At 57.6% G+C, this 25,579-nt stretch carries 28 protein-coding genes and 1 other RNA gene; 24 read left to right on the top strand and 5 right to left on the bottom strand.

The window, feature by feature from the left end:
• Window positions 1–81: 81 nt before the first annotated feature.
• On the bottom strand, window positions 82–1,158 hold the full coding sequence (locus tag K5845_RS04720) for a tetratricopeptide repeat protein (RefSeq protein ID WP_090227685.1): 1,077 nt from the start codon (window positions 1,156–1,158) through the stop codon (window positions 82–84).
• Between the two features lie 28 nt (window positions 1,159–1,186).
• Window positions 1,187–1,846, bottom strand: a complete 660-nt coding sequence (locus K5845_RS04715; protein ID WP_052743587.1) for a thiamine phosphate synthase — start codon at window positions 1,844–1,846, stop codon at window positions 1,187–1,189.
• A gap of 347 nt (window positions 1,847–2,193) precedes the next feature.
• Here K5845_RS04715 and K5845_RS04710 point away from each other — a divergent pair, with 347 nt between their 5' ends.
• Window positions 2,194–2,856 (top strand): peroxiredoxin, encoded by a 663-nt coding sequence (locus tag K5845_RS04710; RefSeq protein WP_046475623.1) that lies wholly within the window; start codon window positions 2,194–2,196, stop codon window positions 2,854–2,856.
• A 98-nt stretch (window positions 2,857–2,954) separates the two neighbouring features.
• Here the strand turns inward: K5845_RS04710 and K5845_RS04705 are convergent, their stop codons facing one another.
• The gene (locus tag K5845_RS04705) at window positions 2,955–3,983 is read right to left on the bottom strand and encodes a class I fructose-bisphosphate aldolase (RefSeq protein WP_046475626.1); all 1,029 of its coding nucleotides are present in this window, start codon (window positions 3,981–3,983) and stop codon (window positions 2,955–2,957) included.
• A gap of 121 nt (window positions 3,984–4,104) precedes the next feature.
• The gene (gene gap / locus K5845_RS04700; protein ID WP_046475629.1) at window positions 4,105–5,112 is read right to left on the bottom strand and encodes a type I glyceraldehyde-3-phosphate dehydrogenase; all 1,008 of its coding nucleotides are present in this window, start codon (window positions 5,110–5,112) and stop codon (window positions 4,105–4,107) included.
• A gap of 445 nt (window positions 5,113–5,557) precedes the next feature.
• On the opposite strand from gap, the gene K5845_RS04695 reads away from it, so the two are divergent.
• The 9 genes from K5845_RS04695 to K5845_RS04655 all read left to right on the top strand — a co-directional run bounded on the left by K5845_RS04695 (window position 5,558) and on the right by K5845_RS04655 (window position 10,641).
• Window positions 5,558–5,815 carry a hypothetical protein gene (locus K5845_RS04695; RefSeq protein ID WP_046475631.1) on the top strand — a complete coding sequence of 86 codons (258 nt, stop codon included), beginning with the start codon at window positions 5,558–5,560 and terminating at the stop codon, window positions 5,813–5,815.
• Window positions 5,816–5,873: 58 nt separating this feature from the next.
• Window positions 5,874–6,152, top strand: a complete 279-nt coding sequence (locus K5845_RS04690) for a cell division protein ZapA (protein WP_170832428.1) — start codon at window positions 5,874–5,876, stop codon at window positions 6,150–6,152.
• Between the two features lie 144 nt (window positions 6,153–6,296).
• A non-coding RNA gene (ssrS, locus tag K5845_RS04685) (6S RNA) lies at window positions 6,297–6,458 on the top strand.
• A gap of 123 nt (window positions 6,459–6,581) precedes the next feature.
• Entirely contained in the window at window positions 6,582–7,190 is a 609-nt protein-coding gene (locus K5845_RS04680) for a 5-formyltetrahydrofolate cyclo-ligase (protein WP_046475636.1), read from the top strand.
• 3 nt (window positions 7,191–7,193) lie between these two features.
• On the top strand, window positions 7,194–8,018 hold the full coding sequence (locus K5845_RS04675) for a TIGR00282 family metallophosphoesterase (RefSeq protein WP_287958488.1): 825 nt from the start codon (window positions 7,194–7,196) through the stop codon (window positions 8,016–8,018).
• Between the two features lie 167 nt (window positions 8,019–8,185).
• Window positions 8,186–8,935 (top strand): YebC/PmpR family DNA-binding transcriptional regulator, encoded by a 750-nt coding sequence (locus K5845_RS04670; protein ID WP_287958487.1) that lies wholly within the window; start codon window positions 8,186–8,188, stop codon window positions 8,933–8,935.
• A gap of 78 nt (window positions 8,936–9,013) precedes the next feature.
• Entirely contained in the window at window positions 9,014–9,553 is a 540-nt protein-coding gene (gene ruvC / locus K5845_RS04665) for a crossover junction endodeoxyribonuclease RuvC (RefSeq protein ID WP_244466785.1), read from the top strand.
• Between the two features lie 8 nt (window positions 9,554–9,561).
• Window positions 9,562–10,188 carry a Holliday junction branch migration protein RuvA gene (ruvA, locus tag K5845_RS04660; protein ID WP_046475643.1) on the top strand — a complete coding sequence of 209 codons (627 nt, stop codon included), beginning with the start codon at window positions 9,562–9,564 and terminating at the stop codon, window positions 10,186–10,188.
• Between the two features lie 36 nt (window positions 10,189–10,224).
• Window positions 10,225–10,641, top strand: coding sequence for a hypothetical protein (locus K5845_RS04655; RefSeq protein WP_052743588.1), 417 nt, complete (start codon window positions 10,225–10,227; stop codon window positions 10,639–10,641).
• Between the two features lie 106 nt (window positions 10,642–10,747).
• On the opposite strand, the gene K5845_RS04650 is transcribed toward K5845_RS04655, so the two are convergent.
• Window positions 10,748–11,125, bottom strand: coding sequence for a hypothetical protein (locus K5845_RS04650; protein ID WP_046479772.1), 378 nt, complete (start codon window positions 11,123–11,125; stop codon window positions 10,748–10,750).
• Window positions 11,126–11,376: 251 nt separating this feature from the next.
• Here K5845_RS04650 and ruvB point away from each other — a divergent pair, with 251 nt between their 5' ends.
• From ruvB to ftsH, 14 genes are all read left to right on the top strand, one after another.
• Entirely contained in the window at window positions 11,377–12,447 is a 1,071-nt protein-coding gene (ruvB, locus tag K5845_RS04645; RefSeq protein WP_287958486.1) for a Holliday junction branch migration DNA helicase RuvB, read from the top strand.
• 216 nt (window positions 12,448–12,663) lie between these two features.
• Window positions 12,664–13,590, top strand: a complete 927-nt coding sequence (locus K5845_RS04640; RefSeq protein WP_287958485.1) for a metallophosphoesterase — start codon at window positions 12,664–12,666, stop codon at window positions 13,588–13,590.
• A gap of 2 nt (window positions 13,591–13,592) precedes the next feature.
• Window positions 13,593–14,051, top strand: a complete 459-nt coding sequence (locus K5845_RS04635; RefSeq protein WP_046475650.1) for a YbgC/FadM family acyl-CoA thioesterase — start codon at window positions 13,593–13,595, stop codon at window positions 14,049–14,051.
• 301 nt (window positions 14,052–14,352) lie between these two features.
• Entirely contained in the window at window positions 14,353–15,069 is a 717-nt protein-coding gene (gene tolQ / locus K5845_RS04630; RefSeq protein ID WP_046475652.1) for a protein TolQ, read from the top strand.
• 44 nt (window positions 15,070–15,113) lie between these two features.
• Complete coding sequence (locus K5845_RS04625) at window positions 15,114–15,563, top strand: ExbD/TolR family protein (protein ID WP_046475655.1); 450 nt, start codon at window positions 15,114–15,116, stop codon at window positions 15,561–15,563.
• Window positions 15,564–15,569: 6 nt separating this feature from the next.
• Window positions 15,570–16,607, top strand: coding sequence for a cell envelope integrity protein TolA (gene tolA, locus K5845_RS04620; RefSeq protein ID WP_046475657.1), 1,038 nt, complete (start codon window positions 15,570–15,572; stop codon window positions 16,605–16,607).
• 128 nt (window positions 16,608–16,735) lie between these two features.
• The gene (gene tolB, locus K5845_RS04615) at window positions 16,736–18,058 is read left to right on the top strand and encodes a Tol-Pal system beta propeller repeat protein TolB (protein ID WP_287958484.1); all 1,323 of its coding nucleotides are present in this window, start codon (window positions 16,736–16,738) and stop codon (window positions 18,056–18,058) included.
• Window positions 18,059–18,339: 281 nt separating this feature from the next.
• Window positions 18,340–18,477 carry a hypothetical protein gene (locus K5845_RS04610; protein WP_170832427.1) on the top strand — a complete coding sequence of 46 codons (138 nt, stop codon included), beginning with the start codon at window positions 18,340–18,342 and terminating at the stop codon, window positions 18,475–18,477.
• Window positions 18,478–18,518: 41 nt separating this feature from the next.
• The gene (locus tag K5845_RS04605) at window positions 18,519–18,647 is read left to right on the top strand and encodes a hypothetical protein (RefSeq protein ID WP_280136717.1); all 129 of its coding nucleotides are present in this window, start codon (window positions 18,519–18,521) and stop codon (window positions 18,645–18,647) included.
• A gap of 497 nt (window positions 18,648–19,144) precedes the next feature.
• A complete protein-coding gene (gene pal / locus K5845_RS04600) occupies window positions 19,145–19,642 on the top strand; it encodes a peptidoglycan-associated lipoprotein Pal (RefSeq protein WP_046479773.1) in 498 nt (165 codons plus the stop codon).
• A gap of 207 nt (window positions 19,643–19,849) precedes the next feature.
• Complete coding sequence (locus tag K5845_RS04595) at window positions 19,850–20,743, top strand: OmpA family protein (protein ID WP_287958483.1); 894 nt, start codon at window positions 19,850–19,852, stop codon at window positions 20,741–20,743.
• Window positions 20,744–20,916: 173 nt separating this feature from the next.
• Window positions 20,917–21,915, top strand: a complete 999-nt coding sequence (gene ybgF, locus K5845_RS04590; RefSeq protein WP_052743591.1) for a tol-pal system protein YbgF — start codon at window positions 20,917–20,919, stop codon at window positions 21,913–21,915.
• Window positions 21,916–21,926: 11 nt separating this feature from the next.
• A complete protein-coding gene (tilS, locus tag K5845_RS04585) occupies window positions 21,927–23,342 on the top strand; it encodes a tRNA lysidine(34) synthetase TilS (protein ID WP_287958482.1) in 1,416 nt (471 codons plus the stop codon).
• A 296-nt stretch (window positions 23,343–23,638) separates the two neighbouring features.
• A complete protein-coding gene (gene ftsH / locus K5845_RS04580; RefSeq protein WP_046475661.1) occupies window positions 23,639–25,579 on the top strand; it encodes an ATP-dependent zinc metalloprotease FtsH in 1,941 nt (646 codons plus the stop codon).

Below are 25,579 nucleotides of genomic sequence, written 5' to 3'. Positions count from 1 at the left end.
ACAACATGGGTTTTGCTAGTGGCTAAGCCTCTAACGGCAAGCAAGGGGCTTGGCAAGCGGTCCGGGCAAAACGTCATGCCCCTACTGGCTTGGCATAGCCACTTCGACTTGTTCCCGCCAGGACACGGCAGCTTGCTCGGCTTTGGTGCGGATATCGGCTGGTAGCTTGCCGACGACCTCATCAAGCTTCTTATCCTCGAAGCCGCTGGCTTTGGCGATGTAGCGCCATTTTGCCATTTCGATCTGGCTTTTGTTCACCTTAACGCCTTGCCCGTACACATACGCGAGGCGGTTCTGTGCGCCAGGGATCCCCTTCTCGGCGGCGGCTGTCAGCAGTTCAATCGCCTTGGGTTCGTCCTTGTTGATGCCCTTGCCGCTCAACAGCATGACAGCATAGTCATATTGCGCTGCTGCCATTCCCTGAGCGGCGGCACGTGAAATCCAGGTTGCCGCCTGATAAGCGTCCGGTTCGACGCCGGTGCCACTCTGATAAAGAGCGCTTAGATCGTATTGTGCCGCGGCGACGCCCTGCTCTGCAGCGTATGCGATGTGCTTGGCAGCTCTCAAGGGGTTCTCTGGCTTGCCGGTGCCGTTCAGAAACAGCAAACCGAGATTGTAGTTTGCTTCCGGGTGTCCCGTTTGCGCGGCCTTTTCGAACATGGTGGCCGCGGCTGCGAGGTCCTTTTCGACGCCTCGCCCTTCCGCTAGCATAATGGCGATGGCGAACATGGAATTGACGTCGCCCAGTTCTGCCCCACGCGTATACCACCGCGCGGCGACTTCGTTGTCAGGACGAACGCCGTGCCCCTCACTGTAAATGCGGCCGATCAACGTGTGAGCCGCCGCTTCGCCTTTCGCGGCAGCGGCTTCGGCCAGCTTTAACGCGGTTAGGTATTTGCCCTGGTCGAAAGCGATATATGCGTCTTCCCCAGTGGCGTTGAGTTTGGGGCCTGCCGAGTCCTTTATTTCGGGGCCTGGCACCTGCTTCTTGAAGTGGGTGCTTGTGGTCTTGCTTTTGGGCTTCGCCTCCGTCTTGGCGACGGATGGTTTTGTTTCAGTCCCGGGTGGCCGGAATGACCAGGAACTGGTTTCGGCGTGCGCCGCGTTGATCTGAGCGACGACACCCAGGAAGAGTATGCCGATAGAGCGCGGTGACATTGCCTATCTCTCTGCTGCAGTTCTCGTCTTATTCGTTTATGGGGGGCATCTCAGTCGCCACTTCGCATTGGGTTGCCCAATTCTGAAGGTCGGCGGGAGATAGTCCTGGCGGTAAGCGACGTGCGACGAAATCAGCGCCGGCTTTTGCCAGACCTGCTGCGGCTTCGTGATCTTCCACGTCGAAAGCAACGGTGGGAATCTCGAAGATCTCGGCCCACCATGCGATTAGTTCTCGTTGGCGTTCCTTAGCCTTGAGGCGGTCCTCGACGAATGACGGGATGCCAAAGCCGACGTAATCGGCGCCGGCTTCACCCAGCGACATGGCATGGTGACGCGAGCGTCCGGCATCGACACCCACGATAAAACGTTGCCCAAGAATTTCTCGCGCTTCTTCGTAGCGTTGATCAATATCCTCAGACCAATCGAGATGGACGCCGTCAGCTTTGATTGTGCGGGCCAGCTGTGGATCGTTCGCAATGAGAACGGCGGCCCCGCCCGCTTGACCGGCTTGGACGATGGGGAGTGCCTCCTGAGGCTCGAGCGTCGATCCTTCCGCCGGTGTGACGAGGATCGATGCCGGTGCCTTATGCGCCAAGACAGGTTGCAACCGCTCAAGCGCCTGGCCATCAGGCCCGACGGTCAGAACGAGATAGAATTGGCAATTGCGTGGTTGGAGTGGGGCGCCCATATTTTTCTCAGTTACTTCCAATTGTGCCTAACTCTGACGTGAAAACGGCAGAATAGGGGCCATGCAAGGCCAGTTAAGTTTGCTCTGCGCCGGAATATTTTTTCGTCGGTTCAAAGCTGTCTTCGCGGTGCTACATCTGCACTTTGTGCTAAGTCGTGCTAAGGATGCGTCTTCCGGCGAAGCAACTTTCGGACAAGGCAAATATATTGGTTGTCCGGAGCAGACAGCTTGATTGGTACGTTCACGGTTAAGTGTTCGCGCAAATTCTTTCTCTCGTCGCATCACAGTGATGGAAGTCCCGTCACCGTGGAGGGAGGAAGCCATAATGAGTGTTGAGAGGTAGACCAATGTCAATACGCATCGGATCAACGGCTCCTGACTTTGAAGTCGATACGACTGAGGGCCCGCTCCATTTCTATGAATGGATGGGTGATGGCTGGGCCGTGCTGTTTTCGCACCCTAAGGATTTCACGCCCGTCTGCACGACTGAGCTAGGATATATGGCTGGTCTCGTTGACGAATTTGCGAAGCGCAATACCAAGATCATCGGACTCAGTGTTGATCCCGTCGAGCAGCATGTTCTTTGGAAAAAGGACATCCAGGAGGCTATGGGCAATGCCGTCAACTATCCGATGATCGGCGATAAGGATCTCAAGGTCGCCAAGCTTTACGATATGTTGCCTGACGATGCCGGTTCGAGCTCGGAAGGTCGTACTGCTGCGGATAACCAGACTGTGCGCAACGTTTTCATCATCGGTCCTGATAAGAAGATCAAGGCAATGCTTTCTTATCCGATGAGCACGGGACGCAACTTCGATGAAGTTCTGCGCCTTCTGGAATCCTGCCAGCTCACAGCGAAGCATAAGGTTGCGACGCCGGTGAACTGGAAACAAGGCGAGGACGTTATCATCGTTCCTGCCGTCAAGGACGAAGAAGCCAAGCAGAAATTTCCTGAAGGTTGGAAGTCGCCGCTTCCATATCTGCGCGTCGTCGCGCAGCCGAAGGATTGATGGGTTCTTCTTCTGCTAAAAAAGCAAAGAGGCGAGCGGATGACCGCTCGCCTCTTTTGTTTTGTTGAAGCTCTTCAGCCTTGCCGAGACCGCTGATCTCAGGCGGCTTCCTCAAGTTTGTCCTGCCATTTGCCGAGCGCAGCCAGCGAATTCATCTTGGCGCGGTGAGCAAACGCACGTTGGCCAGCGGCGACGTTTTCACTTTTGCCGCCCCAAGCCTGCAGTGCGGCTGCCTGAAGGGCGCGACCATACGAGAAGGTCAAAGCCCAGGGCAGGTTGCCGATTTCATTCATGAGGGAGAGATGTCGTGTCGCTTCTTCGCCAGACTGCCCGCCTGACAGGAATGCAATGCCAGGGACAGCGGAGGGGACGGTTGCCTTCAGGCATTTGACAGTCTTTTCCGCCACTTCATTGGGGCTTGCCTGCTTTGAGCACTTCTGGCCGGCGATGACCATGTTCGGCTTCAGCACAATGCCTTCGAGATTGACGTTGGCGGCGTGCAGCTCGCGGAAGACGATGCGCAGCACCTTGTGGGTTACGTCATAGCAGCGGTCGATGTCGTGGGTTGCGCCCGGTCCGTCCATCAGGACTTCCGGCTCGACGATCGGAACGATTTTCGCTTCCTGGCAAAGGGCCGCGTAGCGGGCCAGTGCGTGGGCGTTGGCGTTCTCGCAATTCCAAGTCGGCAGGCCGTCGCCGATGGTGATTACGGCGCGCCACTTCGCGAAGCGGGCTCCCAGGTCATAGTATTCGGCGAGGCGTTCGCGCAGGCCATCGAGGCCTTCTGTGATCTGCTCGCCCGGGCTCAGTGCGAGCGGTTTTGCGCCCTTGTCCACTTTGATGCCCGGGATTGCGCCGGAAGACCTGATGAGTTCGGCGAGCGGCGTCCCGTCTGCTGCTTTCTGTCGCAGGGTTTCGTCGAAGAGAATGACGCCGGAAATGTAGTTTCGCATCGCTTCTTCGGTGCGAAACAGCATTTCGCGATAATCGCGACGGGCGTTTTCGGTGGATTCGAGGCCGATTGAATCGAAGCGCTTTTTGATTGTGCCGGTGCTTTCGTCCGCGGCGAGAATGCCTTTTCCAGGGGCAACCATTGCGGTCGCGATGTCTTCAAGTCTTTCGGTCATTTTGGACGTCCTCCGTGGACAACCTGCTATCTGAATTTTGGTTTGACGACTTAGCGTCACGGTGTGGCAAAGCCAAGTCAGGCCGATTGGTTCCGACTTGGCTGTCCCGCAATATTTTTGCTCAGATGAGCTTGCCCATGGCGACGGCAGTGTCCGTCATGCGGTTCGAGAAGCCCCACTCATTGTCATACCAGGCCAGAACGCGCACCAACGTTCCATCCATGACCTTCGTCTGATCAAGGTGGAAGATCGCTGAATGGGCGTCATGGTTAAAGTCGATCGATACGTTGGGGAGTGCCGTTGTGCCGAGGATGCCTTTGAGTTGCTGAGAAGAAGCCGCGACAATGGCCGCGTTGATTTCCTCAGCATTGGTTTCGCGCTTGGCGACGATCTTGAGGTCGACAACGGAAACGTTCGGCGTGGGTACGCGGATGGCAACGCCGTCGAGCTTGCCGGCAAGTTCCGGCAGCACAAGGCTGACCGCTTTTGCCGCGCCCGTAGAGGTTGGGATCATCGACAAAGCAGCCGCGCGCGCCCGATAGAGATCCTTGTGCATCGTATCCAACGTCGGCTGATCGCCCGTGTAAGCGTGGATCGTCGTCATGAAGCCTTTCTGGATGCCGACGAAGTCGTTCAGAACCTTGGCAACAGGGGCCAAGCAGTTCGTCGTGCAGGAGGCGTTCGAAACGACCTGGTGATCCGCCGTCAGCTTGTCGTGGTTCACGCCATAGACGACGGTGATGTCGGCGCCTTCGGCCGGTGCGGAGACGAGCACGCGCTTGGCACCTGCCTTGAGGTGGGCGGCAGCCTTTTCACGCTTGGTGAAAATACCTGTGCATTCCAGGGCAATATCAACGCCAAGTTCCGCGTGCGGCAGTTCGGCTGGGTCGCGAATTGCGGTCACTTTGATGGGGCCGGTGCCAATATCGATGGAGTCCCCGTTGACTTTGACTTCGCCTGGGAAACGACCATGCACAGAGTCAAAGCGCAGCAGATGCGCGTTGGTTTCGACCGGTCCGAGATCGTTGATGGCCACGACCTGGATGTCCTGGCGCCCGCTTTCGGCGATGGCGCGCAGAACGTTGCGGCCGATGCGTCCAAAACCGTTGATCGCGACTTTGACAGTCATTTTGTTTTTCTCCCGGAGCGGTTGCAGAACTTCTTCGTGGCTACTCATCGCATCGGTCGTATTGAACCGACGCGACTGATCAGAGGGCAAAAAGACGGGTAAGCTTAGTTGAAGCGGCCCAATTAACTTAGGCGGAGCCACTACTGTCAATGTGTAATAGACATTATTGCCGCACTTAAAGTCGCACTTTGGAAGTATGATTGACGGCGACGGCTTTGTTCGTTGACGCTGTTAGAGCGTGTCCCCTAGTGTGCGCAGCGGTGCCCCGTAGGTTTACGTAGCGCTCACGTATTCTGAGGGGGAAGCGGGGCTGCCGGATCGTTGGAATACGGTGAGTTAGAAGGTTGGTTCGCTAGTCATTGTTTTGTGGATATCGACTATCCTTCGGGAAAGTGGCCGCGCATGATTGGCAAAAGCGCTCCGACAGCGGAATTTGGGTGGGCTTATGGCCAAGAAGGACCAGCAGACAACCAAACGTGCGGCCCCTGCAAAAACCGCCCGCAAGGCGAGCAAATCAGGGGTAACGCTGAAGAAGCTCGAAACTGAAGCACGGGCCCTTAAAAAGGAGCGTGATAGTCTGCGCGCAGAGCTTACGGCGGCAAAGAAACGGATCGCTGAGCTTGAGGCGATCAATGAGAATGCGGTTAACCGCATTGATTGGGTACTCGATTCTCTTCATACATTACTTGAGAAAAAGTCGTGATTCGCTCCCGTATTCGAGTGTCCGCTGCTGCCAAGCAGCAAATTTCAGCGGGGTGGCCATGGGACAGGTCCAAGCGACCATTAATGGGCGTTTATACAAGTTAGACTGCGCAGATGGCCAAGAGCAGCGCCTGGGCGAACTTGCAAATTTTGTAGGTGACAAGGTCGAGCGGCTCGCCAAGGAATTTGGTCAAGTTGGGGATATCCGGCTGCTTATGATGGCGGCGCTGGTGACGGCTGACGAACTTTTCGATTTGCGCGAAGAACTCAAAACGCGTCAAGATTCCGAGATTGTTCGGGAGGCTAGCTCCGCAGCCGAGGTAAAAGCCGCGTCCTAGGTATTCGCATAGAGACAGCCGCTATTTTTGTAAGGTGGTGGGCGGGGCTCGTTGTTTTAGCTCAAGCCAATAATCTGATGCGCGTCTCCGAATTTCCTCCTCACGCATCCCACTTTAACATTAGTTCTCAATCGCCTACATTAAGCGTCGCTGCGGGGTGCGTTAGGAACAACGAATCTCCAGGGCCTATAAGATCCGCCAGGGAGCTGTCCCTGACCGGGACCGTGGTCCCGGATATACGGCGCCCACCTACATTGTAGGGACCCGGCGAGATCAAAACGTTCCGACGGCCTTCGCGGCTCCTTGAAGCAAGGGTCGCACGCTCACTGTTGCGCGAGCATGTGGAGCTCATTCACCGACGACGTGGAATGAGACGGTAGTGCTTTTTGGCATGGATTGTTCCTGCCATTTTTGCTTCAAGGGGAAAGAATGACTTTTACCGACGTAAACTTAGACGACCAGGAGCTGCGAGAGGCGAAAAAGCAATTGCGCCTTGCGGGTAAGAAGACGCGTGCGCGCGTTGTTCTCGAATCCGGGGCAGAGGTGGCGCAACGTCTAGCAGAACACGGGCTCAGTTTTTGCCAACCCGCTCCGGGATCTGTCGTGTCAGGTTTTGCGCCCTTTGGCGAGGAACTCGACGCGACGCCGCTGATGCTGCGTTTGATGGACGAGGGGTGCACGTTGGCGCTGCCGGTCATGGTCGGGAAGGCGAAGCCCCTTATTTTCCGGGCCTGGAAGCCGGGCGACGACATGAAAGAGGCAATGTGGGGCATCATGGAGCCGCGGGATGACGCCCCGGTAGCTATTCCGGACGTCGTCCTGGTTCCACTCTTAGCTTTTGACACGCGCGGCTACCGTGTCGGCTATGGCGGCGGCTTTTACGATCGCACTCTCGCGGAACTGAAGGCGAAGAAGTCTGTCGTGACGGTTGGCCTCGCTCTTGATGAGATGAAAGTTGATGCCGTGCCACACGACAATTATGACCAGCGCGTTGATTGGGTGCTGACACCCAGTGGCCCGATCCGGTGCGGCGACTGACGGATGCGGCTTTTATTTCTCGGTGATGTTGTTGGGCGGTCAGGACGGAAGGCGGCGATTGCCGCCATTCCGGAGCTGCGGCGGCGCTATGATCTCGATTTCGTGGTCATAAACGGTGAGAATGCGGCCGGCGGTTTCGGGATCAGCGAATCCATTCTGACGGAGCTTCTTGATGCCGGAGCCGATGTCGTTACGCTCGGTAATCATGCTTTCGATCAAAAGGAAACGCTCGTCTACATTGAGCGGCATGACCGGTTGATCCGACCCGTCAATTTTCCCAAGGGAACGCCGGGGCGCGGGGCGGGGCTTTTCAAGGCACGGAACGACGCCGACGTGCTTGTCGTCAACGTGCTCGGACGTGTCTTCATGGCTGATATGGATTGTCCTTTCAACGCTGTGGATGCTGAGATTGAGGCCTGTCCTTTGGGGCAAGGCGCAGATGTCATTTTGATTGATTTTCACGCTGAAACGACGAGTGAGAAGCAGGCGTTCGGGCATTATTTTGACGGACGGGCTAGTGTGATCGTCGGTACACACACGCATGCACCGACTGCGGATGAGCGCATTCTTCCGTCCGGTACGGCATATATGTCGGATGCTGGGATGTGCGGCGATTACGAGTCTGTTCTGGGTATGCAGGTGGAGGAGCCCATCAATCGCTTCAGGACACGGATCCCGCGGCAGCGGTTTGAACCATCCGACGGACCGGCGACGGTTTCAGGTCTAGCGGTTGAAATCGATGACCGCACGGGCTTGGCGACACGGGTCAAGGCTGTGCGTTTGGGTGGTGTTCTGCAATCTTCCGAGCCGGAATTCTGGCTCAGTTGAACGGCCTATTCCGTTAGAGGCAGGACCTTGGGCCCTTGACCGGCACGGCTTACCTCGCGCAGAAACAGGCAACCACAGTCAATATTCGGCGTTTGCCGCGATTTGCGTCTGTCCTATTGAGACCGGGACGCACGCGACGCCGTTGCAGAGCCCAAGGAGCGCAAGGAATGGCCGGCCATTCACAGTTCAAGAACATTATGCACCGCAAGGGCAAGCAGGACGCTGCCCGGGCGAAGGCGTTCACCAAGCTCGCGCGTGAAATCACGATGGCGGCCAAAAGCGGTTCGCCAGATCCAGGCATGAACCCCAAGTTACGTTTGGCCATTCAGGCTGCGCGCGCGGAAAACATGCCGAAGGACAACATCGAACGAGCCATCAAGAAGGCGCAGGGTGCGGACGCTGATACCTTTGAAAGCGTCCGCTATGAGGGGTATGCACCAGGCGGCGTGGCCGTGATCGTTGAAGCTCTAACTGATAACCGAAACCGTACCGGCGCTGCGGTACGTGCCGCGTTCAGTAAACATGGCGGCAATCTCGGTTCAACGGGTTCGGTCTCGCACATGTTCGATCACTTGGGCGAAATTCGCTACGCAACAGAAGCTGGTTCGGCAGATGACATCCTTGAAGCAGCTATCGAAGCGGGCGCGGATGATGCCGCTTCCGATGATAGCGGGCACTTGATCACTTGCACTTTCGACAATCTCGGCAGCGCTGCGTCAGCGCTGGAAGAGAAGCTTGGTGCGGCAGAGAGCGTCAAGGCGGTCTGGCGGCCCAACCTTTCGACTGAAGTTGACGAAGACCATGCCAACAGCATTCTCAAGCTGATTTCCACGCTTGAAGACGATGATGACGTGCAGAACGTGTATGCCAACTTCGAAGTTTCGGAAGAAGTTCTGAGCAAGTTGACCGCCGCATAAGAGGCTGTCCGGCATCATCCTTCCGGAAGAAGGGGCTGCGCGTATGCGTGCGTAAGCTCGCGAATCAGAAGCTGTGATATGCCAAAGATCATGTCACAGAGAACTGCACGCATTATCGGTATCGATCCAGGCTTGCGGCGTACCGGCTGGGGAGTCGTCGAAAGCGACGGGGTGCGCCTCACCTACGTCGCGTCGGGACATATAGCGTCTACCAACGACGAGGAGTTGGCATTCCGCCTGCGTGAGATTTACGAGGGAATCTGTGGGGTTATCGCCAGTTTCTCTCCGCAAGAGGCCGCCGTTGAAGAGACGTTTGTCAACGATAATGCGCGCGCGACGCTGAAGCTTGGGCAGGCCCGAGGCATGGCGCTGCTGGCCCCTGCGATGAGAGGGCTTCGCGTGTCGGAATACTCTCCCAACCTTATCAAGAAGTCGGTGGTCGGGACTGGCCATGCGGACAAGAAGCAGATCCAGGCGATGATCGGTTTCCTGTTGCCGAAAGCGAAGTTCGGCAGTGCCGACGAGGCGGATGCGCTTGCCATTGCTATTTGCCATGCCAATCATCGTACGAGCCCACAAGCACGGGCTTTGCGCGCGCTGCGTGCAGCGGCGTCATAGGAGACGACATGATCGGCAAATTGCGTGGGAAGGTCGACGCTATCGGCGAGAGCTTCCTCATTCTAGACGTCAACGGCGTAGGCTATGAAGTACAGGCGTCGGTACGCGCGCTTAGGGGGCTGAAGGTCGGGGAAGAAGCAAGCCTGACGATCGATACTCATGTGCGCGAGGACGCGATCCGACTTTACGGCTTCGCAAGCGAGGTCGAGCGGACGTGGTTTCGGACCTTACAGAATGTGCAGGGCGTCGGTGCGAAGGTTGCGCTGGCCGTTCTCGGTGTTTTGAGCCCTCAGGATCTCGCAAATGCTGTCGCGCTGGGAAACTGGGGTGCGGTTGAGCAAGCGCAGGGTGTCGGCAAGAAACTGGCACAACGCATTGTTGCTGAGCTGAAAGACAAGGCGCCCGGCCTATCGGTTGCCGGACTCAAAGGTGCGCCAGCTGGTGCTGAGGCCGGCGGCGTGACGATGTCGGCGGTCGAAGGAAACGCCGTGGCGGAGGCAATATCCGCACTCACAAATCTGGGTTATGCGCCAGCTCAGGCTGCGCAAGCTGTTGCGGTTGCTTCGCAGGAGCTTGGCGGGGAGGCCGATACGGCGCAATTGCTGCGGCGGGGGCTGAAGGAATTGGCGCGTTAGCCGGGGCTGTCACAATGACCAACTGGGGAATTCGTTATGGATAAAGCCAGCAATCTACAGCGGGCATTCTGGTCGTTTCTTGGATATATGCTTGTCGGTCCTTTCTTCGGCGGACTTGCCGTTGCCATTGTACTTGGCCTTGCGCCACTCTTAGGGCTTGCGGCTTTGTTGCCTGCTGATCTGCCTCCAGCAGGGGTCGCCAGCGTTTCGGCATTTCTATGGTCTGTCGCGCCTGCCACGGTCGCGGCCATCATCGTTGCCGTCTTGATTTTGCTGCGCGGTCAGCTCGGTTGGATCGAGGCGGCGGTTGCCGGTGTGGTTGGCTTTTTCCTCGCAGCGATCGTTCTGCATATGCCGTATCAGGATCTCTTCGCGCCACTGGCCTTTCTGGGCGGATTAATATCGCTCGCGGTTCGTTACGCGTTGATCTCGGGCGGTATTCTAGAAGGGTGAGCCAGTTTCGGCGGCGCAAAATCCCGAAGATAAGGGCGGAAAGCAGATCCGCCCTCAGGTCCAAGTTTCATTTATTTATCGATAAGGCTACCGACGCGCGGCCATCTCAGGCTGTGGTCGTGGCCGCCTCTTTAACGATCTTCGTTTCGCCGTCGAGGGCATCAAGTACGTATGCCTTCACCCCTGGCCCTAGGCGTTGAAGATTGATTTCCTGGCCATTGGCAAAGCGCACACCATCGCGATGTGGGCCCTCTTCGAGGCGCACGAAGGTCACCTCTTCGCGGGGACCGATGCCCAGCTTCTCACGTACGAACTCGGGTATCTGTTCGATGATGAGACGCGTGTCGCAGGACATGCAGACCGCCGTTTCCTTGTCGCCCGCGTCAACGAAGCCAACCGTACTGGATGGGAAGCGGTAGGTTTCGTAAGTCTCGCCGGTGCGTGCCGGTGTCGTGCGATAGGTTTCAAGGGAATAGTCACACATGATGGTTTCCTTCATGCTGAGCTTACAGGGGCGGATGTTTTCATCTTCCCCATCTCAAGACATGGTAGATGCAAGTTAGACCTGCAACGGGGTACAAGCTCATCAGCGCGTAGTTTTCGGCCGAGGATAGGGTTTCGGGCAAATCATGCTAGGAGCTAGCAAGAGGTGCCCGGAAGGTGTTCAAGTCCGGGCGAAATTAACAGCTAGCCGCCCGAGATCTGAGCGAAGACGGGGAATTTCGAGACCTGGACATGACTGAACGCTTGGTGACATCGGCGAAGCAAGGTGCGGATGAATTCGAAGCTAGCGTCCGCCCGCAGTCGCTCGACGAGTTTATCGGGCAGGAGCAGGCGCGCGCCAACTTGCGGATCTTCATACAGGCGGCCCGATCGCGCGGGGATGCCCTTGATCACGTGTTGTTTGCTGGGCCTCCAGGGTTGGGCAAGACAACGCTTGCGCAAATTATGTCGCGAGAATTGGGAGTTGGTTTTCGCGCGACGTCCGGGCCGGTGATTTCGAAGGCTGGCGATCTTGCAGCGCTTTTGACGAACCTGGAAGATCGCGATGTTTTGTTTATCGACGAGATCCACCGGCTCAATCCGGCGGTTGAGGAAATCCTTTATCCTGCTATGGAGGATTTCCAGCTCGATCTGATGATTGGTGAAGGACCGGCGGCGAGGTCTGTGCGGATTGATCTGGCTAAATTCACTCTCGTCGGAGCCACGACCCGCGCTGGGCTTCTGACCAATCCGTTGCGTGACCGCTTTGGGATTCCCATCCGGTTGAACTTCTATTCTGTGGAAGAGTTGCAGCGGGTTATAGAGCGCGGAGCGCGTGTTCTTGGAGCGCCAATGTTGCCCGAGGGAGCGAGAGAAATTGCCCGCCGGGCGCGTGGGACGCCGCGTATCGCAGGGCGCCTTTTGCGGCGCGTGCGCGATTTCAGCGATGTGGCAGGAAGCCCGGCAATTGATGCGGAAGTTGCCGACAAGGCGTTGCGGATGCTGGAAGTCGATAACGAGGGGCTCGATGCACTCGACCATCGCTATCTGGCGTGCATTGTACACAATTACGATGGGGGACCCGTCGGGATCGAGACGCTGGCCGCGGCTCTCTCTGAGCCTCGCGACGCGCTTGAAGAGATTGTGGAGCCTTATTTGTTGCAGCAGGGCTTCATTGGCCGCACCCCACGCGGGCGTGTGTTGACGCTTAAGGCGTACCGCCATCTCGGTCTTTCGGGCCCGAAGCGCCAGTCCGTTCCAGACTTGCCCTTGTTCGATGATGACGCCGGGGGCGGCGAGGACGATCAAAGCGGCGCGCTTTGATGGACGTTAGAACGCGACCGTGATCCGGCTCTTAACAAATTGTTTTCCATACTTGTCGGGAATTCTCTTCTCGGCCGGAAAAGGGTTCTGTCGGCGCGGTAGGGGCACGGTTCTTGCTTAACTTTTACGTTAGATGACGCCCCATGCCGGGGACGGTTTTATCGGGCATAAGCACATGACGAACGGGGCTTTAAGCTGCTTACGCGACGAACATTCTTGAAAGGCGGCTTGGCGTTGGCCGCCGGCGGAACGCTGTTTGGCGGTTATGCGCTGGCCGAGCCGTTTCGCCTGCGCGTCAGTCGCTACGAGTTGCGCCCCAAGTCCTGGCCGCAAGGCCTGCGATTGCGCGCGGCTGTTATTGCAGATCTGCACGTTTGCGATCCTTGGATGGGCCTTGCTCGCGTTCATCAGATTGTGGCGCGGACGAATGCGCTCAAGCCGGACGTAGTGCTCCTGCTTGGCGATTTTATCGCCAGCCGTCGCATGTCACGGATCTCAGACCTCATACCTTATGCGCAACCGATCTTAAATGGCGATTGGGCCAATGTCCTCAAAGGATTAGAGGCTCCGCTCGGTGTGCATGCGGTTCTAGGCAACCATGACTGGTGGGCGGATGAAGAAGCGCAGACCAGAAGGTCAGGTCCGACGGTCGTTGGTACTGCACTTCAGGATGTCGGAATTGCTGTTTATCAAAACGATAGCGTGCGTCTTGAAACAGAGAATGGAGCGTTTTGGCTTGCCGGCTTGGCAGATCAATGGGCGTTGTTTCCTCCCTGGCGTGCCGATGGACAATACCCGCCCATTCCGTACGAAGGCCTTCATGACCTGCCCGCGACACTTGCTCAGGTGACGGATGACGCGCCGGTTGTTTTGATGGCGCATGAGCCGGATATCTTTGCAGAAATGGGAGATTTGGCGGATCGTGTGGCGGTGACGATATCGGGGCACACTCATGGCGGGCAGGTCCGTCTGTTCGGATATGCGCCGGTTGTGCCATCACGTTATGGGCGCCGATTCCTTTACGGTCATATCGTCGATGGCGATAGGAATTTGGTCGTTTCTGGTGGGCTTGGCTGTAGCGGATTGCCGATCCGTTTCGGCGTGCCGCCAGAAATTGTCGCGCTCGATATCATGGGAGCTTAGAGATGGGCGAAACGCCGTGGCCCGACGTTGCCGGGCGTATCATCGATGATGAAAATGGACGTCGCCACGTGCTGCCCGTCCGGGTCTATTTTGAGGATACGGATGCAGGCGGGGTGGTCTATCATGCCTCTTACGTGCGCTATTGTGAGCGCGGTCGCACAGACTTCCTCCGCCTTAGCGGTATTGATGCGCGTGGTTTGATTGACGGATCGCAAAGCAGTGAGCCTGCTGCTTTTGTCGTTCGCCGTATGACGCTTGATTTTCGCAGGCCAGCTCGGATGGATGATTTGCTGCAGGTGGAAACGAGTGTTCGCGAGCTGGGGGGAGCGTCTGTAACGCTGGACCAGCGAATTACTCGGGACGGTGTGACGATTTTCGAAGCTGTAGTGACCGTGGTTCTCGTAGCGATGTCGGGAAAGCCCCTCCGGCTGGGGGAACTCGTCCGGGCCGGTCTCTCATAGCGCGCTGATAAGCACTAAGTTGCTAAATCGCGGAAAAAGGCGTGGATGCGCGGCAATTCGTATCGGGTAAGGCGGTTGCTCGATGATGCGTCCAAGGTGAATGACCCGCTATATTGGGGCCATCGTACCGGTTAAAGCCCTTGTTTTGTCATATTGGCCAGCAAGAAGCGGTGCCTAATACGGGGAGCCTTACTCAGGCGATGAGCACATCGAAAGCTGGATCAAGGTGGGTGCCTAGCGCGCATCTGCCTGCCCTTCCCGGTGTGCTTCCCAGAGATTTCAACAGCGAGCAATTGAAAATATGAATCCGACCGAGCTGACGACGCAGAACTTACACGCTGCTCCGGCAGCAGGTTTCTCGTTTCTCGAGCTGTTCCTGCAGGCGCATATCGTCGTGCAGATCGTTATGGTCGGATTGGTTCTGGCTTCGGTTTGGTCGTGGGCCATCGTTGTCGAGAAGTTCTTCGCCTTTCGACGGGCGCAGCGGGAAACAGACAAGTTCGAGCAACTGTTCTGGTCAGGCCAATCGCTAGATGAGCTCTACAACGCGCTGGCGCGCGGACACACAATCGCCATGGCGGCTCTGTTCGTCGCGGCAATGCGCGAGTGGAAGCGTTCGGTCGAGGGCAATGCGCGCGCGCTCGGGGGGATTCAATTGCGCGTCGAAAAGGTGATGGATGTCACCATCAGCCGTGAGATGGAACGTTTAGAAAGCCGTCTTCTCTTCCTGGCCACCGTTGGCGCGACGGCTCCGTTCGTCGGTCTTTTCGGTACGGTTTGGGGTATCATGACCGCTTTCCAAGCGATTGCTATTTCCAAGAATACGAATCTGGCGGTCGTTGCTCCAGGTATCGCCGAAGCGTTGTTCGCGACCGCGCTGGGGCTTCTCGCCGCTATTCCTGCCGTGATCTTCTACAATAAGTTTTCAGCTGATTCGACGCGGGTGTCGCATCGTCTGGAAGCGTTCGCCGACGAGTTTGCGGCCATCGTGTCTCGTCAGATCGACGTGCGCAGTTAATCTGGTTTTTTGGCTGGGGCGTTGGCCAGTGAGGGAATTCGAGAATGGGCGCGAGTATCAAATCAGTCCATCAGAATACCGGGCGGCGACGCCGCTCGCGGCGCAGTGCACCGATGGCCGAGATCAACGTTACGCCATTCGTGGACGTGATGCTGGTGCTGCTGATCATCTTCATGGTGGCAGCCCCTTTGCTGCAGGTCGGCGTTCCTCTTGAATTGCCGCAGGCCCGGGGGAAGCAGCTTCAGTCGAGCAAAGAGCCTTTGGCGGTTTCGGTGAAGGCAACGGGGGATGTCTTCATCGGCGAGTCCAAGGTTGAACTCGACGAAATTAAGCCCAAGCTCGAAGCGATTGCGGCCAACGGTTACGACGAAACCATCTTTGTGCGCGGGGATAAGGGGGCCAACTATGGTCTTGTCGCACGGGTTATGGGGCGCATCAGCGCCGGTGGTTTCAAAAAGATCTCCCTCGTAACTGAGGTTGAGGAGGGGGGCTGAGGAGCGGTGTACTTCGGACTCGCTATCTCCCTCTTGCTTCACGCGGGTCTTTTGGCCTGGGCGGTCGCGAACTTTCATTCAACGTCCGAACTTCCCATGCCGGAATCGCCGACGATTGAAGCGGAATTGGTTACGGTTTCGGAATTCACGCGGCTGAAGCAGGGCGATCCGCAAGCCAAGGAATTGGAAGCGAAAGAGCAGGAAAAGCCCGAGCCTCAGATTTCCAAGAAAGAAGCGCCCAAACCGAAGCCTGAAATGGCTGAACCGCCACCGGCGGCCGCACCTCCACCTGAACCTGAAAAGACTGAGCCGGAAAAGGCGGAAAAGCCCGATAAGCCGTCTCCGCTGGAAAAGCCGGATCCGATCGCCGAACAGATTGCGGCTTTGCCACCGCAACAGCCCACTCCTGAAGAAGCTGCGAAATTGGAGGCGGAGCGGAAGGCAAAGGCGGAACAGGAGCGTAAGAAAAAAGAGGCTGAACGCAAAAAGAAAGAGGCGGAGCAGAAAAAGAAGGAAGCTGCCCGGAAGAAGCGGGAGGAAGAGCGTAAAAAGAAGCTCGCTGAGGAAAAGCGACGTCAAGAGGCTAAGAACAAGGAATCCTTCACCGATCGCATGGCGGCGCTCATCGACAAGACGCCGGAAAAGCGGGGTTCTCCGCGTTCTGGTCAAGCGCCCAGCAAGCCAACCGATTATGAGGGACCGACTGCCGGCGAGCGCGAAGGCCGTGGCAATGAGTTGACCGCGCGGGAGGCTGATTTGCTGAAAGGGCAGATCAGTGCCCAGTTGCGCAATTGCTGGCGGCTGCCAGGTGGCGGCGGTGGTATCGAGGCTATTGTGGTAACGGTCCGATGGCGGTTGCGCGAGGACGGGTCGTTGGATGGCCCGCCAACGGTTGAAAACGGACGCTCAGATCCGGTCTTTCAGGCTGCCGCGCGCGCGGCTCTTGCTGCTGTTACTGAATGCGCGCCCTTTAATCTTCCGCGAGACCGTTATACCGCGTGGCGGACAATCATTTGGGACTTCGATCCGAGACACATGCTTTGAGCGGCCACATTAAGGTCCCACTCGTGGGACCCGTTGCCAGGTGCCAGAACACAAGAAGGATTTTCGTAATGACGTCAGCCCGATGTGCAGATCGCGCTGCAATTGCATCCCAACGCAGATCCTCTGCCATGGGTCGTTTTATGGCGCTTGGGCTTACGGTGTTGGTCGGATTGGCCCTCGTTGGTGGTTCTGCGTGGGCGCAGGATGAGGGTGGCTTGCGCGGTACGCAGCGGCAGGCGACGATCGCGCCGATCCCAATTGCGATTCCGGCCTTTCTAGGAGGAGACAATCAGCTTGGATCCGATCTCGCTGGGGTCATTGCGGGTGACCTCAACAGTTCAGGCCTGTTCCAGACCCTGGCGCCTGCTTCTTATCTGGAGCAAGTGAGCGACATCAATCAAGCACCACGTTTCCCTGATTGGCGGGCTATTCGTGCCGACGCGCTTGTCGTCGGCCGGGTCGTCGAAGCCTCCGAGCAACGGATTACAGCGGAATTCCGCCTGTGGGATGTTTCGACGGGGCGCCAGCTCGCTGGGCAGCGCTTTTCGACTTCCGGTCAAAATTGGCGCCGGCTGGGGCACATTATTGCGGACCAGATCTACCAGAAGCTCACCGGTGAAACCGGTTACTTCGATACCCGGGTCGTGTTCATCGATGAGACCGGGCCGAAGCAGCAACGCGTCAAACGTTTGGCGATCATGGATCAGGATGGGCACAACGTGCGTCGGCTTAGCAGCGGTAATGAGCTTGTGCTCACACCACGTTTTTCTCCTTCCGGGCAAGAGATTGCATTCATGTCCTACGGTGGTGGGAACCCCCGCGTTTATCTGATGAACCTTCAGTCCGGGCAACGTCAGTCGGTGGGTGATTTTCCCAACATGACGTTCGCACCACGGTTCTCACCCGATGGTCAACGCATCATCATGAGCCTGCAAGAAGGAGGCGGGTCGAGCATCTTTGAGATGGATCTGCGGACACGGCAGAATCGTCGGCTCACGCCAGCGTCCGATGCCATCGATACAGGTCCGAGCTATTCTCCGAACGGTGATCGCATCGTTTTCGAGTCGGATCGGGAGGGGAATCAGCAACTCTACGTCATGAACGCAGACGGCAGTGGCGCTCATCGGGTTAGCCTTGGCTCAGGCCGATACTCGACGCCCGTGTGGTCGCCGCGTGGGGATTACATCGCGTTTACTAAGCAACTTATGGGACGCTTCCTGATCGGTGTCATGCACCCAGATGGATCGGGGGAACGCATCTTGAGCGAAGGCTTCCACAATGAGGGGCCGACCTGGGCGCCGAACGGACGTGTGCTCATGTTCTTTCGAGAATCGCAGGGGCAGAATGGTGGTCCGCGGCTCATCTCAGTCGACATCACCGGCTACAATGAGCGAATCGTACAAACGCCTTCCTTTGCGTCAGACCCGGCGTGGTCGCCTCTTTTGAACTGACGCAGACCGGGACACCGCTTAACCTGAATTTAACTTATCTACCTCAAATTGAGGCCTGGGCTCCGGGAGCATCAGAGGTGGGAAAATCCCGTATCCTCAGTGCTATCCACTGTCATGTGAGCGCGTTGTGGGCACACTGGTGAACCTTGAACACGGAGTGGTATTTTCGCATCAAGCAGGGGGGAAAACAGTGCACATACTGCCTCGCTTCTTGATCGAAACTCGCTCCACCGGTACCCCAGTATTCGGCTAGTGCCGATCATGCATCAGGAGAGAAGGCCATGCAGGGTGTTAAGGGGCTGATCATCCTTTCGGCGGTTGTCGGCGCTGTCGCGCTGGGGGCTTGCCGTCGAGAAGTTCCCCATACGCCGATGAAGCTCGGTGCCGATGTTCCGGCAACCGCGCACGTGGCTCGCTAGGTTTGGCATTTGCCAAGGGATTAAACTAGGAGAATATGACAATGAAGGGCGCTCTCGTAATCGCTGCTGTTGTTGCTGCTGTCGCTCTCGGCGCATGCCGTCGCGAAGTTCCTCACACGCCGATGAAGCTCGGTGCTGAGGTTCCAGCACAGACCCAGGTTGCTCGCTAAGAGCACTTGGCGTTTGCTCCCTTCTCGGGAGTAAGCGAAGAGTTAGAAGGCTGAATTGCCCTCGCGAGATGCGGTGGTAGTTCGGCCTTCTTCGCGTTTTAGGGAGCGTCTGTTTCTACAAGAACTAGGGTCGTCCGTTTTATGGACGCCAATGACTCATTGGAGAGGCTGGCTTTGGCCGGCCGTATTTATATCCCCCCTAAGGAAAAAGACTTTTCCACATCCGGGTTGATCGCCAGATCGCGCTCATTTTTCTGACCTTAGAGATCACGTACCCTGAGAACTGGCGGTGACGAAAAGCTACTCAAGATGACAATTCGTCTGTGCGCAAAACGCAACTCTGTCTTCAGCCGGCGCTGGAATCGGTCACAATTTCGTACAATGAAACGATTAAGTGCGGTAACGCTTGGGGAATTCCCGAGGGCGAGATCGCAAGCTATGCCGGCTCAGAGCCATTCGGGCGATCCGGGAACAGAGAAGGAAATTCTATGGCCAGCATGCATTTTTTACGTGCTTTGACACGTGGGCTAGCCATCGTGCTGACCGTCGGCTTGCTGCAGGCCTGTGCAAGCAATGAAATGCAGCCGGACGGAGCTCAATTGGGGCCCGGTAGTGCCGCGGTGCCAGGCTCGCAGCGTGACTTCAGTGTCAACGTCGGCGACATCGTCTATTTCACGACAGACAGCTCAGATTTGACGCCCGAGGCTGAGCAGATTTTACGGAAGCAGGCACAGTGGCTGCAGCAGTATCCGCAGTACACGATTACGATCGAAGGCCACGCCGACGAACGTGGTACGCGCGAATACAACATCGCGCTTGGTGCGCGTCGCGCCACGACCGTACGTAACTATCTCGCACGGGCTGGCATCAACGCGTCGCGGATCAGGAAGATTTCGTACGGTAAGGAACGCCCGGTTGCCGTTTGTAATGACATTTCGTGCTGGTCTCAGAACCGGCGCGCACAGACGGTGCTGAATTCGCGGGTTGCGGGCTAAGTCAGCGCACAGTAATTGCACCGGCGTTTTTGCGAGTGCGATTGTGCTCGCCGCCGGTGCGATGCGTTTAGGCTACAGTGTTGCGGCAGTTGAAAAGCAAGCTGTGAGCATACGGATGACCGCATACTTTGGCCGCAAACTCAACGCACTTTGTCAGCAGGTGATGATGGTTGGGGCAGGAGCAACAATCGTTAGCGGGCGAAGAAAATGTGGCGGTCTGTTCCAGCAATCAAGGTGAAGGGTGCAGCGATTCTGTTAGCGGCTTTGGTGCTCGCAACAGGAGGGCCTCTTCGCGCGGACGAACAACCTACAGTTACAGGCTCTACTGGCGTTGGCGGTGGGCTGTCCTCCCACATTTCGGATCCGACGCCTTTGCTGGACAAGGGTATCGCTGCCTATCGGGCCGGCAGTCACCTTGAAGCGCAGATGACTTTTGAGAGCCTCGTTGGTCGGTTTCCACAGTCGGTAGAGGCTGAATCGGCGAGGCAATATCTGGCTCGTATCTATTCTCAGATGGGCGATGGCCGCCCGGAGAGCCCACAAGTCACGGAGCCGCAACGGCTTCCTGGAGCCAACTCTTCTCAGCCGCAACGGCTTCCTGGAGCCAACTCTTCTCAGTCGCAAGCTTCCGCGCATGCAGATGTCGAACTTGTTCCCAGTGAACGGCTCAGCACCCTTTTGCGTAGCTCAGTTGGTGATCGTGTATTCTTCCCCAAAGGGAGCACGGATCTTGGTGCGCACGCGCGGAATGTGCTGCGCGGACAAGCGAGCTGGCTCAAGCGGCAGGATACAAGCGTTCGTGCTCTCGTGGCCGGACATGCGGACGAGCCATTGGACGAAGACGGCAACAGGATCCTCTCCGCACGGCGTGCGGAAGCTGTGCGCGCCAGGCTGATTGAGGAAGGCATAGCGCCTGATCGCGTCAGGGTCGTTGCCATGGGACGTAGCGAACGGGTCGCGGATTGCTCCAGTGCGCAATGTGCTGCTCAGAATCGCCGCGCAGTTACGATTGTGCTGGAGCGCCGCGTAGACCATTCCCAACCTTTAATTGGGCAAAGCTACTACAGGCCCAAAGAACGTGATGGGCCCGCAAGTTGGTAAGGCTATAAGCGCCTCGCGTTGATTGGCTTTTCCGAGCTATTGTGGGGTGCTATTGACGGCGACCGGATGGGGCCTGCGGTGCAGCGGATAGGCCTGGAGGGTATGCTCTTCTGTCGCGCGCCAAGGGCTACAACGAACACTTCGTAGATCTTTAGGGGATGAGCGGGTCAGTTATGGTTTCTACAATGCTTCGATATTGCCGCCGCGCGCCATTTGCCATCGCACTTGTTGGTGGCGCGCTCGCCGCAAGCTTCTCTTCAGGAGCTGGCGCGCAACAGGGCGACAGTGTCGCGGCGCTTACGAAGCGTGTCGAGCAGCTCGAAGAACAGCTCGTGGATATGCGGGTTGTGATCGGCACTTTGGAGAGCATGTCACGATCCGGTGGTGGGACGGTGCCCGGCGCGGGGATGGGCGGCGGCTTGTCCGGCAGTGACGCGGCGCGTCTCGATGGGATGGAAACTCAAATTCGTGCGCTGACGGCGCAGATGGAACAGCTTTCCCGGCAAATGCAGTCCTCGGGTGGGTTCAGCACCCAAGCCATCGCGCCACCGCGGGGCATGGGTGGAGCGGGTTCTCAGCCCGCGGTGGCAGCCAATACGTCGGATTCGGGACTTCAGGACTTTGGTGGCTTTGGCTCGACGACGATTACCAGTGACGTTGCTCCGGAAGATCCCATTGGGGGACTTTTAAGTCAGGATGCCAATGTCTCTGCCAATACCAATCCCAACGTCAATGGCAATCACGGCGGATTTGGTGCGCAGCAGGTCGCAGCTGCTCCGATGGGTGGGGGTGACCCCAAGCAGCTTTACGAGACGGCTTATGGCTATCTCCTGCAGCAGGACTACGGTGCGGCGGAAGCCTCGTTCGAAGATTTCTTGAATAGGTATCCTAGCGATCCGCTGTCTGGAAATGCTCAGTACTGGCTCGGGGAAACGCACTTTGTACGCTCGCAGTATAAGGCGGCCGCTTCGGCGTTCCTGAAAGGCTACGAGAATTATCGCCAAAGCTCCAAAGCGCCCGACAGTCTGTTAAAGCTTGCTATGAGCCTCGATAGGCTTGGGCAGCGGGATGCAGCCTGCTCGTCGTATTCCGAGTTGACGTCTCAGTTCCCCAATGCCCCGCAACATATCCGGGAACGTGCTGCAGCGGAGCGCAGCCGCTCCGGGTGCTAGCAGGTTATGCCATGACGGCGAACGGCAACGATGACGCGCCGATCTCTGATCGGGAAATTGCACTCTTGCTGGCGTCGTTGACGGGGTTTTCTCTTCTCGTGCTTGCCGTTTCCGGTGGTTCCGACAGCATGGCGCTGATGCACTTGGTTTCGCGCTGGCGCGGAACATTAGAGGAAGGACAAAGGCCCGAGGTCCTCGTTGCCACCGTCGATCATGGATTGCGGCCTGAGTCCCGCCATGAGGCTGAGGTGGTGGGACAAGTCAGCGCTCAGCTCGGTTTCGGGCATGTCATTCTGACCTGGGATGGTAAGAAGCCTGTGAGCGGGGTGCAAGCTGCAGCACGCGAAGAGCGTTACAGGCTCTTGATGGGACTCCTTGCGGAGCGTTCCCGATTACAGATGCGACATCGCGCCGAAGGCGAAGGGGCGCGGGCAGCACTTGTTACAGCTCATACGCAGGACGATCAGGCTGAAACGCTGCTTATGCGGCTGGCACGCGGGAGCGGTATCCAGGGGCTTTCTGGTATTATGCCTATGACCGAGCGGGATGATGGCATCTGGCTCGTGAGGCCGCTTTTGGAGGTTCCTAAGGCGCGCCTGAAGGCAACGCTTGAGGCTGATGGACAAACGTGGATCGAAGATCCCAGCAATGATGATGTGCGCTTTGAGCGGGTTCGGTTGCGCGAAGCCCGCGAGATGTTGGCATCGCTGGGACTTACCTCCCGTGCGCTCGGCCGGAGCGCGCGGCGTCTTCAACGTGTGCAGGCGCTGGTGGCGGAGGCGGCCGGACAATGGATTGAGGCCAACGCGAACTTCAACGAGGGCGCGTATGCCACCGTTAAACTCGCAGCATTCAGCGATGCGGGCGAGGTCGCGGTGCGCGGACTTCAGGCCATTTTGAGCAGAATGGGCGGAGACGCGTCGGATCCGGAGTTGTCGCAAATCGAGACGCTTGTCGACAGCTTGGCTGACACTGCGGCCGCGAACGCCGAGATGGCCTCAACAACCTTGGGCGGTTGCATTATCGAGGTGGCGAGGCAACGCGGAGCGAACGAGCCTGTTGTGCGGATTTTCCGCGAAGCGGGTAGCTATGGTTTGCCGATACGCTATCTGCACGCAGGTGAGAGTGAGATTTGGGACCGCAGATTCCGGCTCACCGCTAGCCCTGATCTGTCTGATCCTATCTATGTTGCGGCTCTTGGAGCTGACGGATGGGCTCAGTTGAAGCGTGAGAGGCCAGATTTGGCAGACTTTGGTTTGCCGGCACGCGCAGCCGCGACTTTACCTGCCCTATGGTTGGAGGCACGGCTCGTTGCGGTGCCGTATCTTGGGGCGTTGGACGTGAACTTATCTGGCGAGGGCCGGTTAACCGAGGCTGCATTTCTTGGTGTGGAGGTGTCTGGCGGGAAGCCTCGAGTAGCTACGTGAAAGGGGCTGTTAAGCGAGGATCGTCCAAAATCATTGGCACTCTAGGGTGTCGGCCCGCATTGTTTTGGCCTGTTTCTTGCCCATATTGGAGCACAAGTCTTGTCTCGGCGGGGTTTTCCGCCTGTAACCCATCATCACTTTGGCCAAGGCAAGGTGTTTGATGTCTAACTTGGCAATAGCCTGGCAAACTCCTATCTTTACGCAGTAATCGAGAGGGTCGTCGGCATTCGCTCAGGCGTGCTGCCGATGTGACAGCCCAGGCAACGCCCCCGTCGCCGGGCTCAAAAGGAACAGAAATGAACTCAAATTTCCAGAAGCTCGCCATTTGGGTAGCAATCCTGGTTCTGTTGGCGGCGTTATTTAATCTGTTCAATAATCCTGCGCAGAGCCGGCGCGGTGACGAGATTACGTATTCGGAGTTCCTGACCGCAGTTGAGGCGGGCAAGGTGGCGGATGCGACAATCGCAGGTAACCGGATTTCCGGCACCATGAAAGATGCCGGTGGTGCGTTCCAGACCTACGCGCCTGAAGATCCCGGCCTCGTTGAGCGCCTGCGTGCGAAGGACGTTAATTTTAAGGTTGCCCCGCGCGACGAGGACGTCCCTTCCATCATGAGCGTGCTGCTCAACTGGTTCCCCATGCTGCTGTTGATTGCGGTGTGGATTTTCTTCATGCGTCAGATGCAGTCAGGTTCCGGCCGTGCGATGGGCTTTGGAAAGTCGCGCGCCAAACTTCTTACGGAGCGGCATGGACGCGTGACGTTCGATGACGTCGCTGGTGTTGACGAGGCAAAAACTGATCTTCAGGAAATCGTCGAGTTCCTGCGCGACCCGCAGAAGTTCCAGAGGCTGGGCGGTCGTATTCCGCGCGGCTGTCTGCTCGTCGGCCCTCCGGGCACCGGTAAGACGCTTATCGCACGTGCGGTCGCTGGTGAAGCCAACGTGCCGTTCTTCACTATTTCGGGTTCGGACTTCGTTGAGATGTTCGTGGGTGTCGGTGCGAGCCGCGTCCGCGACATGTTTGAGCAGGCGAAGAAGAACGCACCCTGCATCATCTTCATCGATGAAATCGATGCGGTCGGTCGGCATCGTGGTGCGGGCCTTGGTGGTGGTAACGACGAGCGTGAGCAAACGCTGAACCAGTTGCTCGTCGAGATGGACGGCTTTGAAGCGAACGAAGGCGTCATCATCATCGCAGCAACCAACCGTCCTGACGTGCTTGACCCTGCGCTTCTGCGTCCAGGCCGTTTCGACCGTCAGATCATTGTGCCGAATCCCGATGTGTTGGGACGCGAAAAGATCCTCCGCGTTCACATGCGCAAGGTGCCGATTGCTCCGGACGTCGACGCTCGCGTTATTGCGCGTGGAACGCCAGGTTTCTCTGGCGCCGACCTCGCCAATCTCGTGAACGAAGCCGCGCTTCTGGCGGCACGACGCAACAAACGTCTCGTTACGCAATCCGAGTTCGAGGATTCCAAGGACAAGGTCATGATGGGTGCTGAGCGCCGTTCTATGGCTATGACCGAGGAAGAGAAACTCGCGACCGCGTATCACGAGGCGGGGCATGCGCTCGTCAACCTGCTCGTGCCGGGCAATGATCCGCTCCACAAGGTTACGATCATCCCGCGTGGACGTGCGCTCGGTGTGACCATGAGCTTGCCGGAACGCGACAAGCTCAGCTACTCGAAGGAATGGTGCGAGGGCAAGATCGCCATGGCGTTCGGTGGTCGTGTCGCGGAGCAGCTCGTTTATGGCAAGGATCACCTTAATACGGGTGCTTCCAGCGATATCACCCAGGCAACCAACATTGCCAAACGGATGGTCACGGAATGGGGCATGAGCGAGAAGCTCGGGCCGCTGCTCTACAATGAAAATCAGCAAGAGGTGTTTCTCGGCCATTCCATCACGCAACAGCAGAACATGAGCGAGGAGACCGCGAAGGTTATCGATGAGGAAACCCGGCGGATCATCATGGAAGGCTACAACAAGGCTTGGGAAGTCTTGTCGGCCAACCGTGACAAGCTCGAAGCGATCACTCAAGCGTTGATGGAATATGAAACCATCTCCGGAGCCGAGGTGGACGCACTTCTGCGTGGCGAGAAGATCGTACGACGGACCGATGATGAAGGCTCGGAAGGCGGTTCGGCTGGCTCAGCTGTACCGACAGCCGGTCGGGCAGTACGGCCGCGGCAGGAACCCGACCCCGATACGGGCGGCATGGAGCCACAGCCGGGTTAA

The organism is Filomicrobium sp., assembly GCF_025698805.1.
GTDB classification, from domain to species: domain Bacteria; phylum Pseudomonadota; class Alphaproteobacteria; order Rhizobiales; family Hyphomicrobiaceae; genus Filomicrobium; species Filomicrobium insigne.
The sequence above is the reverse complement of the archived record's forward strand: the minus strand, read 5'-3'. Positions and strand labels throughout refer to the sequence as shown.

Excerpts from the sequence above, each read along its gene's own strand:
- K5845_RS04720 (WP_090227685.1), bottom strand. The coding sequence starts at position 1,158 with ATGTCACCGCGCTCTATCGGCATACTCTTCCTGGGTGTCGTCGCTCAG.
- K5845_RS04715 (WP_052743587.1), bottom strand. The coding sequence starts at position 1,846 with ATGGGCGCCCCACTCCAACCACGCAATTGCCAATTCTATCTCGTTCTG.
- K5845_RS04710 (WP_046475623.1), top strand. The coding sequence starts at position 2,194 with ATGTCAATACGCATCGGATCAACGGCTCCTGACTTTGAAGTCGATACG.
- K5845_RS04705 (WP_046475626.1), bottom strand. The coding sequence starts at position 3,983 with ATGACCGAAAGACTTGAAGACATCGCGACCGCAATGGTTGCCCCTGGA.
- gap (WP_046475629.1), bottom strand. The coding sequence starts at position 5,112 with ATGACTGTCAAAGTCGCGATCAACGGTTTTGGACGCATCGGCCGCAAC.
- K5845_RS04695 (WP_046475631.1), top strand. The coding sequence starts at position 5,558 with ATGGCCAAGAAGGACCAGCAGACAACCAAACGTGCGGCCCCTGCAAAA.
- K5845_RS04690 (WP_170832428.1), top strand. The coding sequence starts at position 5,874 with ATGGGACAGGTCCAAGCGACCATTAATGGGCGTTTATACAAGTTAGAC.
- K5845_RS04680 (WP_046475636.1), top strand. The coding sequence starts at position 6,582 with ATGACTTTTACCGACGTAAACTTAGACGACCAGGAGCTGCGAGAGGCG.
- K5845_RS04675 (WP_287958488.1), top strand. The coding sequence starts at position 7,194 with ATGCGGCTTTTATTTCTCGGTGATGTTGTTGGGCGGTCAGGACGGAAG.
- K5845_RS04670 (WP_287958487.1), top strand. The coding sequence starts at position 8,186 with ATGGCCGGCCATTCACAGTTCAAGAACATTATGCACCGCAAGGGCAAG.
- ruvC (WP_244466785.1), top strand. The coding sequence starts at position 9,014 with ATGCCAAAGATCATGTCACAGAGAACTGCACGCATTATCGGTATCGAT.
- ruvA (WP_046475643.1), top strand. The coding sequence starts at position 9,562 with ATGATCGGCAAATTGCGTGGGAAGGTCGACGCTATCGGCGAGAGCTTC.
- K5845_RS04655 (WP_052743588.1), top strand. The coding sequence starts at position 10,225 with ATGGATAAAGCCAGCAATCTACAGCGGGCATTCTGGTCGTTTCTTGGA.
- K5845_RS04650 (WP_046479772.1), bottom strand. The coding sequence starts at position 11,125 with ATGTGTGACTATTCCCTTGAAACCTATCGCACGACACCGGCACGCACC.
- ruvB (WP_287958486.1), top strand. The coding sequence starts at position 11,377 with ATGACTGAACGCTTGGTGACATCGGCGAAGCAAGGTGCGGATGAATTC.
- K5845_RS04635 (WP_046475650.1), top strand. The coding sequence starts at position 13,593 with ATGGGCGAAACGCCGTGGCCCGACGTTGCCGGGCGTATCATCGATGAT.
- tolQ (WP_046475652.1), top strand. The coding sequence starts at position 14,353 with ATGAATCCGACCGAGCTGACGACGCAGAACTTACACGCTGCTCCGGCA.
- K5845_RS04625 (WP_046475655.1), top strand. The coding sequence starts at position 15,114 with ATGGGCGCGAGTATCAAATCAGTCCATCAGAATACCGGGCGGCGACGC.
- tolB (WP_287958484.1), top strand. The coding sequence starts at position 16,736 with ATGGGTCGTTTTATGGCGCTTGGGCTTACGGTGTTGGTCGGATTGGCC.
- K5845_RS04610 (WP_170832427.1), top strand. The coding sequence starts at position 18,340 with ATGCAGGGTGTTAAGGGGCTGATCATCCTTTCGGCGGTTGTCGGCGCT.
- K5845_RS04605 (WP_280136717.1), top strand. The coding sequence starts at position 18,519 with ATGAAGGGCGCTCTCGTAATCGCTGCTGTTGTTGCTGCTGTCGCTCTC.
- pal (WP_046479773.1), top strand. The coding sequence starts at position 19,145 with ATGCATTTTTTACGTGCTTTGACACGTGGGCTAGCCATCGTGCTGACC.
- K5845_RS04595 (WP_287958483.1), top strand. The coding sequence starts at position 19,850 with ATGTGGCGGTCTGTTCCAGCAATCAAGGTGAAGGGTGCAGCGATTCTG.
- ybgF (WP_052743591.1), top strand. The coding sequence starts at position 20,917 with ATGGTTTCTACAATGCTTCGATATTGCCGCCGCGCGCCATTTGCCATC.
- tilS (WP_287958482.1), top strand. The coding sequence starts at position 21,927 with ATGACGGCGAACGGCAACGATGACGCGCCGATCTCTGATCGGGAAATT.
- ftsH (WP_046475661.1), top strand. The coding sequence starts at position 23,639 with ATGAACTCAAATTTCCAGAAGCTCGCCATTTGGGTAGCAATCCTGGTT.